Below are 13,795 nucleotides of genomic sequence, written 5' to 3' on the forward strand. Positions count from 1 at the left end.
ATTGCAGATCGGTTTTATTTCGTGTCCTTCGTGTCTTTCGTGGTTGATTGATCAGCCAACGGAAACTCGGCGATCAGTTTCCGAGTCGGTTTGACCTTGGCGGCTTCGGCGTCGGCGTACTCTTTCGATTTCAGCCGCTCGACGATCGACCGCCAGGCCACGCGGCCGGCTTTCTCGGTGAAACGGAAGGTCACGCCGTAGCGGACCCGGCTGAGCCGTCCGGCCTTGGCCATTGCCTTGGCCGCACGGGCAAGCAACGCGTCGGATTTCTTCGCGTTGGTTTTCAGTTTCAGCACGTCCGGGGCGATCCGTTTGGTGATCTCCGCCGATTCGTCACGCAGTCGACGCAGCTCGTCGACGTCTTCGCGGGTTAGATCAGCCATGATCAGACGGCGGTGCCGTTGGGTTGGTGATAGATCACGCAGGTGTCACCGTTGACGCTCACGCAATACCCCAGGTGCTTGCCACCCTGGGTGACGTCACCGACGAGGTCGGAGTCGACATAGGCAGCCATGCCCGGCGTCGGCTCGTCGCCGCTGACTTCGCTCGCGGGCATCTGGTAGCAACCGCCACCGGCAGCAAACGCGGCCGGCTGGCCAGACTTGCCGCGATTGATCGCGATGAACGGCACATTGCCGACGACAACGATGTCGCCGGCGTCGTGGTCGGCAGGAGCGGCAAAGAGGACGGTCGTCGGTTCGCCGCGGAGGAGTTTGGTAACCATAGGATTTCCGGAGGGTTTGAGGATTTATGAGCCGTTTGGGCGCTAGCCCCGGTTGTCAGTGATCAAGCCAGCGAGGCTTTGATCGCCTTGACGATGTCGTCGGAGGTGGCATCGCCGATGCCTTTGATCGCGGAGAAGTCTTCATCGTGCTTGATGCCGTATTCGATCGCGTCGTCCTCGGTGAGGATTGGCGGATCGGCCTCGGCCAGCAGCTTGATCACGCGTTCATGCAAGCCAAACATCTTGGGCGGGTCGGCCGGTGGGTCGCTGGGCGTGGATACCGGATCCGGTTCAACGGCCGGCGTTGGCTCTGGCGTTGGGTCCGGTTCGCTGGGCGACGCGATGTCATCACCCTCGCTCGCGATAAATCCGCCGGATCTCAATGATTCGATTTCGCCGGGTGTGGCGATGTCCGCGATGTCGACACCGCGGCGGTAGATAGTGCCGCCGAGGTTGATCGTGCGGAGGAGGATGGTAGGCATTGGATTGATCGACTTTACGACGTTACGGAAGGTGTAAATTTGGGTTGGCGTGGCCTCCCGACGGCCCCAGCGCGGAGCGTAGGGCCATCGGTCGGCGTGTCACCGGGCGGATCAGGCCCCGGCGTTTTTCCGCATCGTGCGGTTCTCGACGATCTTCGCGCCGATGTCGTACTTGCTCTCGATCTGCACGCCGAATTTGCCGACGCCTCGCAGGTTCGTGACCATCGTCACCGGTGTTGCCCCCGTACCTTCCACGGTCACGATCTCGATCGTTTCGCCGTCGGTGGAAACCAAGAACCACGCGGTGGCCGATCCGGCCTGCAGGACCTTGGTCGTCGGGTTCACCACGCCGTTGCTGATGCGAGCATCGGCAACCGGTGTGATACCGTAGCGGGCGATCGGGTTGTTGGCACCTTTCCCGCTGTCGTTGGACAACGTCGCCGATCCGAGCAGCTGCACAGCCGTGTCGGACAGCTCGGCACCGGTGATCAGGTGCGTGGGCTGCAGGTTCAGCGTCGCATCGCCGTCCTTTTGCTTCATCATCGAGGCAATCGCGGTGCTCATCGCCGGTCCGGACAACGCCGCAGCGGTCAACAGGGTGCCGTCGGTGAGGTGGAACGCCGCGCGGTTGGTGCGTGCCATCGTGGGGTTGGCGAGCATCACGCCGTAGACGAGGTCGGGACGCAGGCGACCTGCGGCCGCACCGGCTTGTTGAGCGGAACGGGTGAGCAACCCGAGGCGATCGCCGATCAGGTCTTGTTCGTCGATCTGCCATTGCTTGGCGTAGCGAGCGGCCGAGACGATTTCCTTCCAGGCCGCGCGAGACGCCTGTCCGGCCTCACCACCGGCGGGCAAGTGATCGAACGATTCCATCGACTCGAGCTGGTGACGGCCGTGCTCTTCGAAATCGGGCACGGTGCCATTTCGCGTCCATCCCTGCGTGGTGTCGTTGACCTCGCGGAATGCCATCAGGGTCCGGGCACCGACAGTGGTCCCGAACAGGCTGGCGATCGCGTTGGTGGAGAATGCAGCCTCGAGGATCGCGGTCTTGCCGTGGGGACGGGTTCCGGTCTCGAGTTCGGCAACGCTCGCGAGGATCTCCATAATGTGCGAGTGGCGGAACCGACGGCCGGCCTCGGCGGTACGTTGGAAACGCTCCGCATTGACGTCGGCGTTGAGCCAGTCGGGCGTGCCAGCCTCGATCGCGGCCATCCCGCGGAACGCAGTCGCCTCGATGTCGACGCCGCAACGCATCATCAGACCCGCGTTGACCGCGTCGATCGTGAACGTTTGGCTGCGGCCGGTCGAGTGTGCCGCTGGGGCGGTCGGCCGCGAGGCACGGAGGGCCTCGAGTTCGGTCTGCGTGACGTCCCATCCGGCCTCGATCGCGACTTCCGCCACGGGTCGATCGACACCCTGCAGTTTGATGGTCGGGTTTTTGTGCTCGGCACAAATCGCCGTGATCCGGTTTACCCGCTGCGTTTCGGCGGCGTACTGTGCCCGCAGTTCGGCGATCGGGTCGACGTGGTCACCGGCTCCGGCCTCCACCTCCGTCACGGGTGCAGACTTTGGCTTCGGTTTCGGCACCGGTTCATCCTCGGCCGCCTCCGCTTCGATGCTCGCGTTGTGTTGGCTGCGGAAAAACTCGACTTGGTCGTCGCTGATTTCGTCGGCGTTGAATCCAGCGGCGGTGATGTAGGCGCGAAGTTCGGGAGTCATAATCAATGGGTCCAAGGGGGCCAGAGTGGCGGAGACGGTGGCCGACGCGGATTCGTCAGCCCCGATGGGGAGAAAGGAGATTTCGCGGAGCGTTCCGCGACGGGCGATGTAGGCCGGACCCGTGATCAGGCGGCCGTTGACGGTGGCTCGCTCTTTCTGAGCGAGGTACTCGAGCTCGGTGGCTTGGAATCCGACCGAGACGGCCCAGCGGAATCCGCCTTCGGCACCACCGGCGACTTTGTCGCGGGATTTACCGGGGACGGATAACACACCGGAGGCATCGATCGACGTGGTGACGTCGACACGGTCGGTGTGCCCGATCGGGTCCTTTTTGTCGTGAGCGAACAGGATCGGCGTACCGCGACCGTTGCGGGCGATGCGGGCACCGGCCAGGTCGATCACGATCGGGGTCGATCCCGTCGACACACCCGCCACGTTCGGCCGCATCAGTCCGCCGCCGTAGGCACGGGTGCGGAACGTCGGTAGCTTCGGTTTCGCGTCGCCATCGGTTTCACCGGGGGCGGCGTCAATTTCAGCGGTCTCGATCTCGACCGCTGCGGCTTCGCCGGTGATCCACAACGGCGTGGCGTCACTGGCCTCGATTGCAACGTGACCGGTGCGAATCGGCGGGACGCGTCGGCGTTTGCGGGCGCGTCGGCGGGCAGGCTTGGGCAAGCGGGCACCTCGGGTGAGCGACGCGCCGTGATCCGGTGGGGCGTTAGCCCCGGTTGTCACGTCGCGACGTTGGAAGAAACTGCACACGCCGATCGAATTCGCCGCAGCCAAGCGTTTCGCTTTCGGCCTGCTCGCGTCGATCGACGTGTGCGTGTGGGAGTAAAACTGCTAGCTGCTAACGGCTAGCTGTTGGCTCTATGCGAGAACGCTGGTCGGGTTGGCTTGTGGAATCCCCCATGGTTTGTTGACCTTGGGCGGGGGCGGAGAGGTGGGACGGGGGCGATAGTTGGTCGGTGCGCCGCAGTTCTGGCATCGGCTCGCCGTGGCAGGGGTTCCGCAGTAGTCACAGCCGTCGGGAACGTGAGGCGCCGGGGTCAGAGGAGGAATGTTGCTTCCCATTTAACGGCACCGAATGCGATAGACGATGGTCATCAGCAGCGGCAGGACGTCCGGCAGCGACAATGCCATCACAACGAGGAGGCTAAAAAGTTCCATCAGTCCCTCGCGAACAGGACGATGATGATCAGGATCGTGTAAAGTCTCAGGAGCACCTCGGAATCCATCACGCCGCGACCGGTTTGGGTGAGGCTTTCGTTGCATCCGCACCCGGTGTCGCTGGATCCGGCTTCACCGGCGGCGGTCCCGCAATCTCAGCGATCTCACGGCGGCGGCGGGCCTGGCGGAGCATCTGTTGGTGATGCTCTTCCGGGTCGATACCCTCGCGGATCAGGTAGGCCTCGTCGGTCAGCAGGCCGAGTTTGCTCAGCGTGTCGGTCGCCTTGGCTTGTTTGGCCGGATCGCCATGCGTGCGGCCGTCCCAGTAAAAACGATGGGGCAGGCCGTATTTGTTGTGGCCCTCGAGGTCGGGCAGGTAGCCGGGGATCAATAGGGCTTCGTCGAGCCATGAGGCGAAGATCCTCTCGAGGCAATTCGTCGTCCATGTCGATCGATCGACGCGAGTGGTGTCGTCGAAGAATCCATGATCGAGTTGGCCCGAGGAGTAATTCATCCCCTTCGACGTGCCGGCGGCGACGTTGAACGGCATCCCCAGGCAGCGAGCGATTTCGTTCAGGATCGCGTTGCGGAACATTTCGAAATTGGTCGTCGGCTGCTCCGGCTTCAGCTGGTTCAGCTTCCATCCGCGAGGCAACACGGTCATCATGCCGCGATCGATCGGGGCGGCGTCGTACGGGTCGAGGTCATCACCATCGAACCCGTACTCGTCGTCCATGGGCGGCCCCTGCGTCTCGAGCACCGCAGCGTGATCGGCGGCGACTTCGGCCCCGATCAGAACGGCGAGCGTGAACCGCCGGAGCTTGGCAAACAGCGGCAGGGCGGGCGTGAGAGCGGAAATGCCCCGGATCTGCCCTGGGCGATCGCACCGGAACATGTGAATCAGGTCATCGGCGTCGACCGGCTCGGCTTGTTGCCACCCCGCGAACGCGTCGCCGGGGTGATAGCGGAGCATGTCGTAGCGGACGGGGTTGCGGTAAGCGTCGAAATGAATCCCGGCGGTGTGCTCCGGCGTTTGCGATTGGTTCACATCCTCGAACTGATCGCACTCGAGCACCTGCAGGTCCAGGGACACGGGCGTGGTCGCTCGCGCGGCCCGTGGGTTGGTTGTGAACTGAATGAACGATTCACCGTCCACCGTCCGTGCCCGGTGAGCGGTGCGGAGCTTTTCCGCCAGACGGACTTGGTCGCACCACTGTTTCCACCGAATTTCAATCGCCGCATTGATCTCCGCCGACAACGTCAGCATCTGCAGCCGCGGCCCGGTACCGATGGTCGTGTTGGAGAGCGTATCGACGATGCCCGAGGCATAGGAGTTATTGGCGACTTCGTACCGAGCACGCTCACGGATCGTACGGCGGATCTCAGACGAATTGGCCTCAGCGGCCGACAGCGAATCAGCCCACCGCCAGTGCTGTGCGTTCTCGCTCGTCGTCTGCGCCGCGTCGTAGGCCGCCGCGATTTCGGCACGACGCCGCTGTCGACGCTGCGAAACCATTCGCTGCGCCGGTGTCGGCATCGGCTTTCCGTATTGGTCCAACAGCACGCGGGAGAGTCCAGCGGAGGAGAGAAGAAAACAGCCATTCGGGCACTAGCCCCGGCTATCCCTTCAGAAGAAATCAGCCGGTTGGGCGCTAGCCCCGGTTGTCTCGGCAGTGGGCCAGAATGGCCAGAAGCATGTAAATTGTTTCAACCACGAAAAACACGAACTACACGAAAGGCAGTACCGGTTTCATTTCGTGTTCCGACCGAATAACCGTGTTTCTAGTGCTCGAATCTTTACGTAATGTTGATTCAGTTCACCCTGTAAACGGTGAATGGCTTCGGTGTTTTGGTCGGTGCGTTTATTTGCTCGGCTCGCAACCAGTGTTGGCGTGACGGATGCAACTAGCACCAGTGCCGCACATGCAAATGCATTAACTCTGTCCATCAGTGCTCCCATGGTGGAGGATCGCTATCTGCGGGTGCGAGTAAGGGGTGTAGCGATGCAGGAACGCCCATCGATCGGTTGATTTCCTTCACGATCTCGTCGCGAAAGTCACCATATTGAGCGGGCGGTTTCGGCATGGGCAGCTGGTAAACTTTCCAACCTTTTGGAACGACAACGACTTCGCCACTGAGAGTGACGATGTCGCCGGCGTTGGCGATCACTTTGGGCTGACGTTGCGGCATCATTTAACGCGTGCAATCCCAAGGCAGATCCCAGCGATTGCAAACAGCGCAATCGCCAGAGCAAGCGGTCCCCACAGTGGGATCAGCACCCACAGCCAGGACCACGCAATCACGCCGCAGAGTTTCAGCGTGATGAAGATCAGCAGGAGCACAGAACAGAACCCCATGCCGCCGGAGTGAGTGGTTTCAGGGTTGGCCATGGCTACCAGATTCGATGAAAGGTGGAGGAAACAATGTTGATCACGATGGCGATCGCCAACGGCACCCAGGTAAACGCGAGCGTTCCGGCCCACGTGAGCGTGAGGACGCCGCAGAGTTTGAGCATGATCAGGTAGAGCTGAAACACAAAGCAGTAGCTCAGCGGATCGCATTGTCGACCGTCGCTCATCGTTCCCAGTAAACCAGGCCGACTTGGATTTGCTTTTCAGGAGAACTCATGGGGTCTCTTCATTCCTTGGATGGTTCTTTCAAGTTCCGCTTCGTGGGCACGATGAGTTCTAATTTGACGGAACAGGGATTCTGCACGGTGTTGCTCAGCGCGGAGTTTCTCCGCCAGACGCGAGTTGGCTGCACGCAGATTTGTTATCGCGAACATCGCCGCTACGATCGCCAAGAAAACGATCACGGCGAGAATGGCGAATAGCATCGTCATCAGCTCACATCCTCGAGGGATTCGTAAACTGCACCGACTCGATCGAGCATGGTCCGGTAGCTGTGTTTCAGGTCACGGCGGGTCGGCATCTCGCCGTTGAGATCGCCAAGCGTTTTGCGAATACTGATCGCACGCGTGAGCAGCTTGGCGTATCGCTCGTGAATTTCGTTGCGTTGCTCGACCAGCTGCGCGGCATCTTCGCGGCAGAAATCTAACTGAGCCTGCAGGCCCGCGATCTCCGAGCCTATCGCCTCGATCTCCTTAGCGTGCTCATTGCGAATCCGCAGGAGATTTATCGAATGCAGTACCTCCTTCTGTTTTTGCAGGCGTGCGATTGCATCGGTTTTCGCCATCAGGGCGACGGTCCGCTTTCGCGTATACCTTGCGGCGACGCGATCACCCGTGAGACCACCGAGGCAGAAGATTATTCCCGCCAGAAGAAAACCGTATACAAACATCAAACCGCATCCCCTGGAGTCATTCGTCGTCGCATGATGCCCAGGCCTTTACGGCGGAGGGCCTTCGCCGCGTCGGCTCGATCGGCGGCATCGAGTTGGCTTTTCAGATCGTGTTGCGACACGCTCTGGTTATCGATGGTCACATTTTTAGGCCTCGAGGGATCAGGTGAATCGTTCGATGTTGAATTGTTGCTCATGCGTGCGAATTTAGCACACCACCCCCGAAAACCATCCGATGCGCTTTCTACGGACTCGATCCGGGGCGGGCGATCCAATCACGAAACACACCAACGACACGAAACAAAACCATCACTACCTTTCGTGTCCTTCGTGTCTTTCGTGGTTCCATCCTTCACCCCCGCCGCTTCGCCGCCCGCATCTCCGAGATACTCAGCTTCGCCGACTTCGCCGGTTTCTCCCGACGATCATTCGCATCCAGATCCGTCTCCCGCGTGTCATTCCGCACCGATCGCCGTCGTGACCCCGTCGCCGCCGCGCTCTTCGGCAACGCCTTCCGCCGTCGCTTCGCTGGGGCCGCCTCCGGATGCTCCACACCCGCCAGGTTAGCGGCCACGGCCGCGTAAATCGTCGCGTCCAGAAAATCGTTTTCCTTGCCGGTTCGGCACTTCCACTCAAACACCGTCCGCCCACTCGCCGACACCTCCGTCGGGTACTCCGCCGCCATGTGGTCCGCCCACATCCGGTGCGCCGTCGCCGTCCGTTGGAACAACGTCCATCGCCCCGCCAGCCCCGGCGAAATCGTGAACCGCCGCAACAGGTCGCTCTTCCACGTGTTCGTGTCAATGTCCACCCGCCGCGCCGCCGTTGTCTTCGTTACCGGCGGCATCCGCCACCCGTACCCCACCCGCTCACCGCGTCGCGTCTTCGTATCCGCCCACGGCTTTTTCGTCGCCCCCACGCCAAACCCCATGCACGGCAGCACCGGGTGCGGCGTCTCGCGAGCCCAGCGGTAAATGGCGGCGGTCCATGCGCCCGAGTCCACCAGGCCCCGCTCGATCCGAAACGACCCGCCCGCGTCTCCGGGGTATCGACGTGCAAACAAATCATCGCACAACCGGGTCAGCCCCTCGACAATCGCCGCCTTGCCCTCGAGCCCCGTGGCCTTTTCCAAAGTCACCGACACGTCGGCCCGAGAGAAATACCCGTCCGGCTGTTTCGGAAACGCTCCGTAATCGATCACCGACCCCGCGAACCCTTCACCGACCGCGACCACCACCCAGAACAGCACGTCCTTCTGCACGTCGATCCCCACCGTGACCGTCGTCGCCCACTCCGGCACCGTGCCCCGTTTGATGCCGCCGGCGAGCGTGCAGTACTCGTCCGACGTCAACACGCGAAACGCGGTCGCCTCCGCCGCATCGTCCTTGGGTTCGTTCTGGTACTCGGCGTCGAATGAATCCGGGTTGTCATGCCGCAGGTTTACCGCGTGCTCGACGGCCGAGTGTTCATGCGGGTATTTGCGCGCCGCCCAAGGCACATCGGCCCCGGCATCCATCGCCTTTTGATTCTTGCGATAGAACGCCGTCGCCTTCGGATGCTGTTCATTCTCCGCCGCGATCTCCGCGTCGCGGATCTCCGTGTATTTCGCCCACAACCCGCCGCCGGACGCGTAATCCGTCGGCCACTTGTTGACGAGTTTGCACCGCCGCCCCTTCCATCGCGGATAGATTGTCCGGTTCAGAATCCGGTCGGCCGCATCGCCCCATCGGATCACGGTGCAGGTGCAGAACGCGGCCATCGTTTTGCCGGGGCCGGCCAGCCCCAGGATGCCGGCGGCGATCTTGCGTTCACGCTTCGCACACTGGACCTCGCTCGCCGCCGATTCGTCCGTTTGAAAATCCTCGACGAGCACCACGTCAGGCCGCAGCACCTCGCCGGCGGCCGTCGTGTATTTCATCCCCCGGATACGCCCGAGCAGACCCACGGCACGCACGCAGCATTGCCGAGTCCACGTCCCGTCGGATCGCTGCACGTGCGGCGTGACCAACTTCGTGCCCGACCATCGCAGGTGAGTTTGCTGGCCCGCAGACGTTTGCGTTTTCGCCCGCTGGACCACGCCCTCGAGTTCCCGCACTGGGTACGCGATCTCAGGGAAATCGGCGAGCAGCCGATCGTTGGTTTCCCAGATCGTACGAAAATCGTCGGCCAGCTCGGTGGCGGACTCCTTTTCGGATCCGATCAGGACGACGAACCGGCGATGCCCGTAAGCGATCGCCCAGCACAATGCGAGCAGGATGATCGTGGTCTTGCCCGACCCTCGCGGCATGGCCTGCGCCTTGGCTCCGCCGTGCAGAATCGCCCGCTCGATCTCGGCGATAAAATCGAGGTGATCGGCGGAGAAGTCGAACCCGAACGACTCACGGTGATACGTCAGCAGGTATTTGAGCAGGTCCCGTTCACAGCCATCGCGGCGTGACGGTTTCTCCGTCGGCGGGATGCCACCGATGTCTTTGCCTGCGGCGGACTCTTCGCGGTCGCGCGCAGCAGCGCGATTCTTCCGCCGGTCGTAGCTTTCGCTAGCCATGGGGTTGGTTTCATCGTGGGAGGAATCGCGACGCCAGAGTGGCGCTCATGCGATGCGAGCCAGAGAGGCTCAAGAAAAAATCAGCCGATGGGCGCTAGCCCCGGTTTTCACCACGAAACACACGAACGACACGAAAGAAAACCAGCATTCGCTTTCGTGTCGTTCGTGCGTTTCGTGGTTGAAATCAAACCGACAGATCCGTCGATTCATTCACTTGCAAATCACCGCCCAGCAACGTCACGCGATCACCGGCCGGATAGATCGCCTTGATCTGCCACGCATAGCAGCCGCTCGGCACATCGAGCGCCGCCGCCGTCAGGTTCGCCAGCAGATCAAACTGCGTCGCCTCCCCCGCCACCGCCACCGCGTAGGCCGTGCCCGTGATCGTGACCTTGCCGAACCCCTTGCCGATCTTCTGCTTGGCCACAAACGACAGCACCGGCGGATCCACCGGGCGGAGCAACGGCTCGACCGTATCGATCCGCCCCGCATCGATCGGGTACGAATCGCTCTCGTCGTTGTAATCATCCCGCTGCGTGATCGTGATCAGGCCCGCATCATCCACCGTCGGCGACTCACTCCGGCGCACCACAGGGCTGCGCAGCAACACCGACAACCCCGCCTCCGACTCCGTCGGCGCGGTCCGGTCGCCATCGATCCCCAGGCGATAGCGGATCTGCGCAACTTCGGCAGCGGTGAATCCAGACCCACCGCCGCTACCAAACACGTTTTGAAAAGCACCCATTATTCCGGGGTATCCTCGGCTTCGGGGGTATCCTCGACGCCGATGTCGTCGAAGTCAGGCCCGGTGCCCATATTCTTCCATCGTCCAGCAATCCCAGCACGGACGCTGGCCTTGGTTGCCACCATCTCATCGCCGACCGCTGCCGGGTTTGCCGGGATGACGGCTGTCTTGGCTTTGACTTCGCTGAGAGGCGCCTTGACTTGGTCCTCTTTGGACGCGCCGACGATGCTTGCTGCGTCGTTGTCGCCAGACCACGCCGCTTGTGCGTCAGCTAGGTCGCTACATACCGTGCTCTCAACTGTGCCCCATGATGCGTTTGCAGCAACGTCATACACATTCCGGTCTACAGTGTTGTTTTCCTGAATGTCTGGATCCGACGAGGCATAGAAGACGGTGCCATTTAGACAACGGAGGAGGCAATCTGTGATCGAGTTATCCTCCGCTTTGTAGGTGGGCTGCCCCATGATAATCATAGGGCCATTATCATTGCCTACAAGCTCGCTGAGTTCCAAGTTCCACCCCTTGGTGTTCTTGAACAGAGCTGTAGCAGTGGTCCCACCTTCGACGTACATATCCCGGCCCTTGCCGGTACCCTTTAGGACCAGCCCATATCGTGACCGCCGGGAAATCACTCGGCCGTTTGTGATTTCTGAGTTGACTGAGCCATCTCCGCACAGTAGACCGTGACCCGTCGCCGGATCGTAGACGTAGGCGATAAAGTTGGATGCCTGGCCTCGTGCGTTGGGGATGTCGCCATCGGCCGGCATTCCGAGCGCCACATTTCCCGCATGGAAGATAGACCCGTCCTCGTCTATCTCGCAATTCGGTCCCGCCAAGAGCCAACCCGTGGCATTCCCTGTGCCGATGCTGCGGCAACCTCGTGTGACGACTCGCAGGTAGTTGCCGTCATACGCACCGTTAAACCTGCCCGCAGCTATAGCGCCCTGCACCTTGGAATCAATAAATCGATAGGTCGCCTCGGGAATATTCAATCTGTTTGTGAAGACGCCAACACCGCCGGTGATCTCGCTGTCGATTACCTCCAGAGAAGGACATTGGTCGCCAACCAGCAAAGCATTTCCGCCTGCCAGAGGGTTTTGTTTTACCTTCGAGCCGAAGATCTTGACTGCCGCTTTGTCGACCCAAAGGCCGTTCGCTGCCTTTGATTGATTGACTATCGAAAATTCATTAAGCATAAGGGTCCCAGTCACCGCGTTTAGAACGGAGCAAAACGTAGCGCTGGGATGGCTGTTGATTGCCTTGCACCTGTTGAACGTCAGATTAGTAGCCGTTCCGTCCACGCATGCTACTGGGCCATAAACACAGCTTTTGCATGATCGAAAATTGACATCACAGAAGACATGTCCAGTGGAACCAATTCTTACCGAGAACACAGAATCGATGCCGGACAGAGACGCCGGTCGCTCCGGGTCATCACTGAATATAAAGATTCCTGCCGTAAGACCCGCCTTGTTGAAGTACAGGTGCCCAGCGTTATTGTCTTCGGCGTAGTGGCCGTTTGGTGTGGTCAGGCAAACGCCACCCCCGTCGGTCGCCAGCGCGTAGGCGGCTGACGCTGTTCGCTTCGGTGATTCGCGTGATAGACCGTCGTTGGCGTCGTTGCCGATGTCGAGGTCCGCGTAAATGATTGTCATTATTCCGCACCCTCTTGCACGTACGCTTTGAGCTCATCGGCCATCACGCCGCAGAGGGTCGGGGCTTTGTGTTGGGCGTAGTTCGGCCAGCCATCTTTTTTGGGCGTGTGCACGTAGTTGGCAAGGTCGACGATGTACATTCCATCGCTATAGCCGATCACGTAGCCCGCCTGGCCGGCGTAGAATCCGCGAATCACCTCGACGGCCTCGCCCCAGTGCCACGCGGTGTCGCTGTCAGTCTGCCAAGCGATGTCCTGCTCGTTAGCCGCCAGACGTCCCGCCACATAGCTTTCCCAATACTCGCTAGGCACAGTCTCGTATCTGCTGTGGTAGCCGGCTTTTCCGTCACGAAAACCGCGCAAGAACACAGCTTCTTCCGAGGCCTCATCCATGTCAGTGATTCGTGGGTCGGGTTTTGAATCACAACCGAGCGACGCGGGGAGGAACAACAGGGCGAGGGCGAGCAGGATTGGACGCATGTTTTTGATGGATCAGGGGGTTCAGGGTTCAGAATTGTGCCAAGAAAGACACCCACGACACGACATAAACCCATCGCTCGCTTTCGTGTCCTTCGTGTATTTCGTGGTCAGCCGACGCCCAGCCGCACTCGCGTCACCCAATCCACCCGCGACCAATCGATCCGTCGACGCCGTTTGATCCCGTTCACTCCGGTGCAGTGGCAATGCACCGGGTAGTACCGCGTGAACAGCTGGCACGTCGTGATCGCCCGCATCCGTCGGCCGCAGCTCGGGCACTCCGGCGCGTCATCCGGCGACGCCACCGCCTTGGGCAAACTGCGGAACGTGTCCGCGTCGATCGAGGGTGAAACGGCGGGAGCGGGGGCGATGGCGATCATAGCGATACCTCGAGGGGCCAGAGTCCGGCGTCGGCGATACGTTGGTTCAGCGATCGATCGTCACCGGCGAGATAGATCAATCCAGCGTGAGCGCTGGCGGGTTGCAGCGTGCGCGTCCAACCATGAACGAACGCCGGCCGAGGCAAGTACACACGATGCCGATGGCCAGGCCGGTCCGGATGGTCCGCGATCCACGCCGCGATCTGATCACACGCCGCCCGAGCCGCCGCGGTCAGTCGATGGCGAGGCCGAAACCCCGGCCGCGTCGGCGCCGGTTCGGAGGCGGTTTTATTCGGATCGAACCCGAGCAGGTGCAGGGTGATTTCGCACCCCACTCGACCCGGTTCCATGTCCACGATCAACCGCGTCGGTTGGATCACGCCGCGAATGATCGCAGGCGTAGCGAGTCCGTCAGCCGTCGGCAGCGGAGGCCAGAGCGAAGCAGGCAAGAGCACGTGTCCCTACGTGGTGGGTGCGAATTGCATAGAAGCGTACCGACACCAAGATACCACCCAAAACACGGGAGTTTCGCCGCCGTAGAAAGTAGTCCCCAATCAGCCGCCTGGGCGCTAGCCCCGGTTATTTTTGCGCAGACCGGA

18 protein-coding genes are annotated in these 13,795 nt (G+C 61.3%); 2 read left to right on the forward strand and 16 right to left on the reverse strand.

Annotated features, from left to right (window positions below):
- Positions 1-14: 14 nt before the first annotated feature.
- The 4 genes from Poly21_RS00670 to Poly21_RS00685 form a co-directional block, all read right to left on the reverse strand.
- Entirely contained in the window at positions 15-383 is a 369-nt protein-coding gene (locus Poly21_RS00670; RefSeq protein WP_146404992.1) for a hypothetical protein, read from the reverse strand.
- 2 nt (positions 384-385) lie between these two features.
- Positions 386-724, reverse strand: coding sequence for a hypothetical protein (locus tag Poly21_RS00675; protein WP_146404993.1), 339 nt, complete (start codon positions 722-724; stop codon positions 386-388).
- Positions 725-786: 62 nt separating this feature from the next.
- A complete protein-coding gene (locus tag Poly21_RS00680; RefSeq protein ID WP_146404995.1) occupies positions 787-1,206 on the reverse strand; it encodes a hypothetical protein in 420 nt (139 codons plus the stop codon).
- A gap of 111 nt (positions 1,207-1,317) precedes the next feature.
- Positions 1,318-3,504 (reverse strand): phage major capsid protein, encoded by a 2,187-nt coding sequence (locus Poly21_RS00685; RefSeq protein WP_146404997.1) that lies wholly within the window; start codon positions 3,502-3,504, stop codon positions 1,318-1,320.
- 30 nt (positions 3,505-3,534) lie between these two features.
- On the opposite strand from Poly21_RS00685, the gene Poly21_RS00690 reads away from it, so the two are divergent.
- On the forward strand, positions 3,535-3,786 hold the full coding sequence (locus tag Poly21_RS00690) for a hypothetical protein (RefSeq protein ID WP_146404999.1): 252 nt from the start codon (positions 3,535-3,537) through the stop codon (positions 3,784-3,786).
- A gap of 376 nt (positions 3,787-4,162) precedes the next feature.
- On the opposite strand, the gene Poly21_RS00695 is transcribed toward Poly21_RS00690, so the two are convergent.
- The 4 genes from Poly21_RS00695 to Poly21_RS00710 form a co-directional block, all read right to left on the reverse strand.
- A complete protein-coding gene (locus Poly21_RS00695) occupies positions 4,163-5,659 on the reverse strand; it encodes a phage portal protein (RefSeq protein WP_146405001.1) in 1,497 nt (498 codons plus the stop codon).
- A 383-nt stretch (positions 5,660-6,042) separates the two neighbouring features.
- Positions 6,043-6,288: a phage portal protein gene (locus Poly21_RS00700; RefSeq protein ID WP_146405003.1), complete on the reverse strand. Its 246-nt coding sequence runs from the start codon at positions 6,286-6,288 to the stop codon at positions 6,043-6,045.
- On the reverse strand, positions 6,285-6,485 hold the full coding sequence (locus tag Poly21_RS00705; protein WP_146405004.1) for a hypothetical protein: 201 nt from the start codon (positions 6,483-6,485) through the stop codon (positions 6,285-6,287). Before Poly21_RS00705 ends, Poly21_RS00700 begins: the two co-directional genes overlap by 4 nt.
- A 2-nt stretch (positions 6,486-6,487) precedes the next feature.
- Positions 6,488-6,673, reverse strand: coding sequence for a hypothetical protein (locus tag Poly21_RS00710; protein ID WP_146405006.1), 186 nt, complete (start codon positions 6,671-6,673; stop codon positions 6,488-6,490).
- A 102-nt stretch (positions 6,674-6,775) separates the two neighbouring features.
- Here Poly21_RS00710 and Poly21_RS00715 point away from each other — a divergent pair, with 102 nt between their 5' ends.
- The gene (locus Poly21_RS00715) at positions 6,776-6,928 is read left to right on the forward strand and encodes a hypothetical protein (RefSeq protein WP_302117073.1); all 153 of its coding nucleotides are present in this window, start codon (positions 6,776-6,778) and stop codon (positions 6,926-6,928) included.
- Between the two features lie 8 nt (positions 6,929-6,936).
- Here Poly21_RS00715 and Poly21_RS00720 read toward each other — a convergent pair whose 3' ends face one another.
- The 8 genes from Poly21_RS00720 to Poly21_RS00755 all read right to left on the reverse strand — a co-directional run bounded on the left by Poly21_RS00720 (position 6,937) and on the right by Poly21_RS00755 (position 13,645).
- Positions 6,937-7,395 carry a hypothetical protein gene (locus tag Poly21_RS00720; RefSeq protein ID WP_146405010.1) on the reverse strand — a complete coding sequence of 153 codons (459 nt, stop codon included), beginning with the start codon at positions 7,393-7,395 and terminating at the stop codon, positions 6,937-6,939.
- Positions 7,395-7,592: a hypothetical protein gene (locus Poly21_RS00725; RefSeq protein WP_146405012.1), complete on the reverse strand. Its 198-nt coding sequence runs from the start codon at positions 7,590-7,592 to the stop codon at positions 7,395-7,397. The genes Poly21_RS00720 and Poly21_RS00725 overlap by 1 nt, the downstream gene beginning before the upstream one ends.
- Positions 7,593-7,747: 155 nt before the next feature.
- Positions 7,748-9,940 (reverse strand): terminase gpA endonuclease subunit, encoded by a 2,193-nt coding sequence (locus tag Poly21_RS00730; protein ID WP_146405014.1) that lies wholly within the window; start codon positions 9,938-9,940, stop codon positions 7,748-7,750.
- A 184-nt stretch (positions 9,941-10,124) separates the two neighbouring features.
- Complete coding sequence (locus tag Poly21_RS00735) at positions 10,125-10,685, reverse strand: hypothetical protein (protein WP_146405016.1); 561 nt, start codon at positions 10,683-10,685, stop codon at positions 10,125-10,127.
- A complete protein-coding gene (locus tag Poly21_RS00740; RefSeq protein ID WP_146405018.1) occupies positions 10,685-12,340 on the reverse strand; it encodes a hypothetical protein in 1,656 nt (551 codons plus the stop codon). Before Poly21_RS00740 ends, Poly21_RS00735 begins: the two co-directional genes overlap by 1 nt.
- Positions 12,340-12,819 (reverse strand): hypothetical protein, encoded by a 480-nt coding sequence (locus Poly21_RS00745; RefSeq protein WP_146405020.1) that lies wholly within the window; start codon positions 12,817-12,819, stop codon positions 12,340-12,342. Before Poly21_RS00745 ends, Poly21_RS00740 begins: the two co-directional genes overlap by 1 nt.
- A gap of 107 nt (positions 12,820-12,926) precedes the next feature.
- Positions 12,927-13,196, reverse strand: coding sequence for a hypothetical protein (locus Poly21_RS00750; RefSeq protein WP_146405022.1), 270 nt, complete (start codon positions 13,194-13,196; stop codon positions 12,927-12,929).
- Entirely contained in the window at positions 13,193-13,645 is a 453-nt protein-coding gene (locus tag Poly21_RS00755) for a hypothetical protein (protein WP_146405024.1), read from the reverse strand. The genes Poly21_RS00750 and Poly21_RS00755 overlap by 4 nt, the downstream gene beginning before the upstream one ends.
- Positions 13,646-13,795 lie beyond the last annotated feature (150 nt).

Origin of the sequence: Allorhodopirellula heiligendammensis (genome assembly GCF_007860105.1) — a bacterium.
GTDB lineage: Bacteria > Planctomycetota > Planctomycetia > Pirellulales > Pirellulaceae > Rhodopirellula > Rhodopirellula heiligendammensis.

What these genes read in the sequence shown, in the direction of transcription:
- Poly21_RS00750 (WP_146405022.1), bottom strand. Translation starts at nt 13,196, where the DNA reads ATGATCGCCATCGCCCCCGCTCCCGCCGTTTCACCCTCGATCGACGCG.
- Poly21_RS00700 (WP_146405003.1), bottom strand. Translation starts at nt 6,288, where the DNA reads ATGATGCCGCAACGTCAGCCCAAAGTGATCGCCAACGCCGGCGACATC.
- Poly21_RS00705 (WP_146405004.1), bottom strand. Translation starts at nt 6,485, where the DNA reads ATGGCCAACCCTGAAACCACTCACTCCGGCGGCATGGGGTTCTGTTCT.
- Poly21_RS00740 (WP_146405018.1), bottom strand. Translation starts at nt 12,340, where the DNA reads ATGACAATCATTTACGCGGACCTCGACATCGGCAACGACGCCAACGAC.
- Poly21_RS00680 (WP_146404995.1), bottom strand. Translation starts at nt 1,206, where the DNA reads ATGCCTACCATCCTCCTCCGCACGATCAACCTCGGCGGCACTATCTAC.
- Poly21_RS00735 (WP_146405016.1), bottom strand. Translation starts at nt 10,685, where the DNA reads ATGGGTGCTTTTCAAAACGTGTTTGGTAGCGGCGGTGGGTCTGGATTC.
- Poly21_RS00710 (WP_146405006.1), bottom strand. Translation starts at nt 6,673, where the DNA reads ATGAGCGACGGTCGACAATGCGATCCGCTGAGCTACTGCTTTGTGTTT.
- Poly21_RS00720 (WP_146405010.1), bottom strand. Translation starts at nt 7,395, where the DNA reads ATGTTTGTATACGGTTTTCTTCTGGCGGGAATAATCTTCTGCCTCGGT.
- Poly21_RS00675 (WP_146404993.1), bottom strand. Translation starts at nt 724, where the DNA reads ATGGTTACCAAACTCCTCCGCGGCGAACCGACGACCGTCCTCTTTGCC.
- Poly21_RS00730 (WP_146405014.1), bottom strand. Translation starts at nt 9,940, where the DNA reads ATGGCTAGCGAAAGCTACGACCGGCGGAAGAATCGCGCTGCTGCGCGC.
- Poly21_RS00670 (WP_146404992.1), bottom strand. Translation starts at nt 383, where the DNA reads ATGGCTGATCTAACCCGCGAAGACGTCGACGAGCTGCGTCGACTGCGT.
- Poly21_RS00725 (WP_146405012.1), bottom strand. Translation starts at nt 7,592, where the DNA reads ATGAGCAACAATTCAACATCGAACGATTCACCTGATCCCTCGAGGCCT.
- Poly21_RS00715 (WP_302117073.1), top strand. Translation starts at nt 6,776, where the DNA reads ATGAGTTCTAATTTGACGGAACAGGGATTCTGCACGGTGTTGCTCAGC.
- Poly21_RS00745 (WP_146405020.1), bottom strand. Translation starts at nt 12,819, where the DNA reads ATGCGTCCAATCCTGCTCGCCCTCGCCCTGTTGTTCCTCCCCGCGTCG.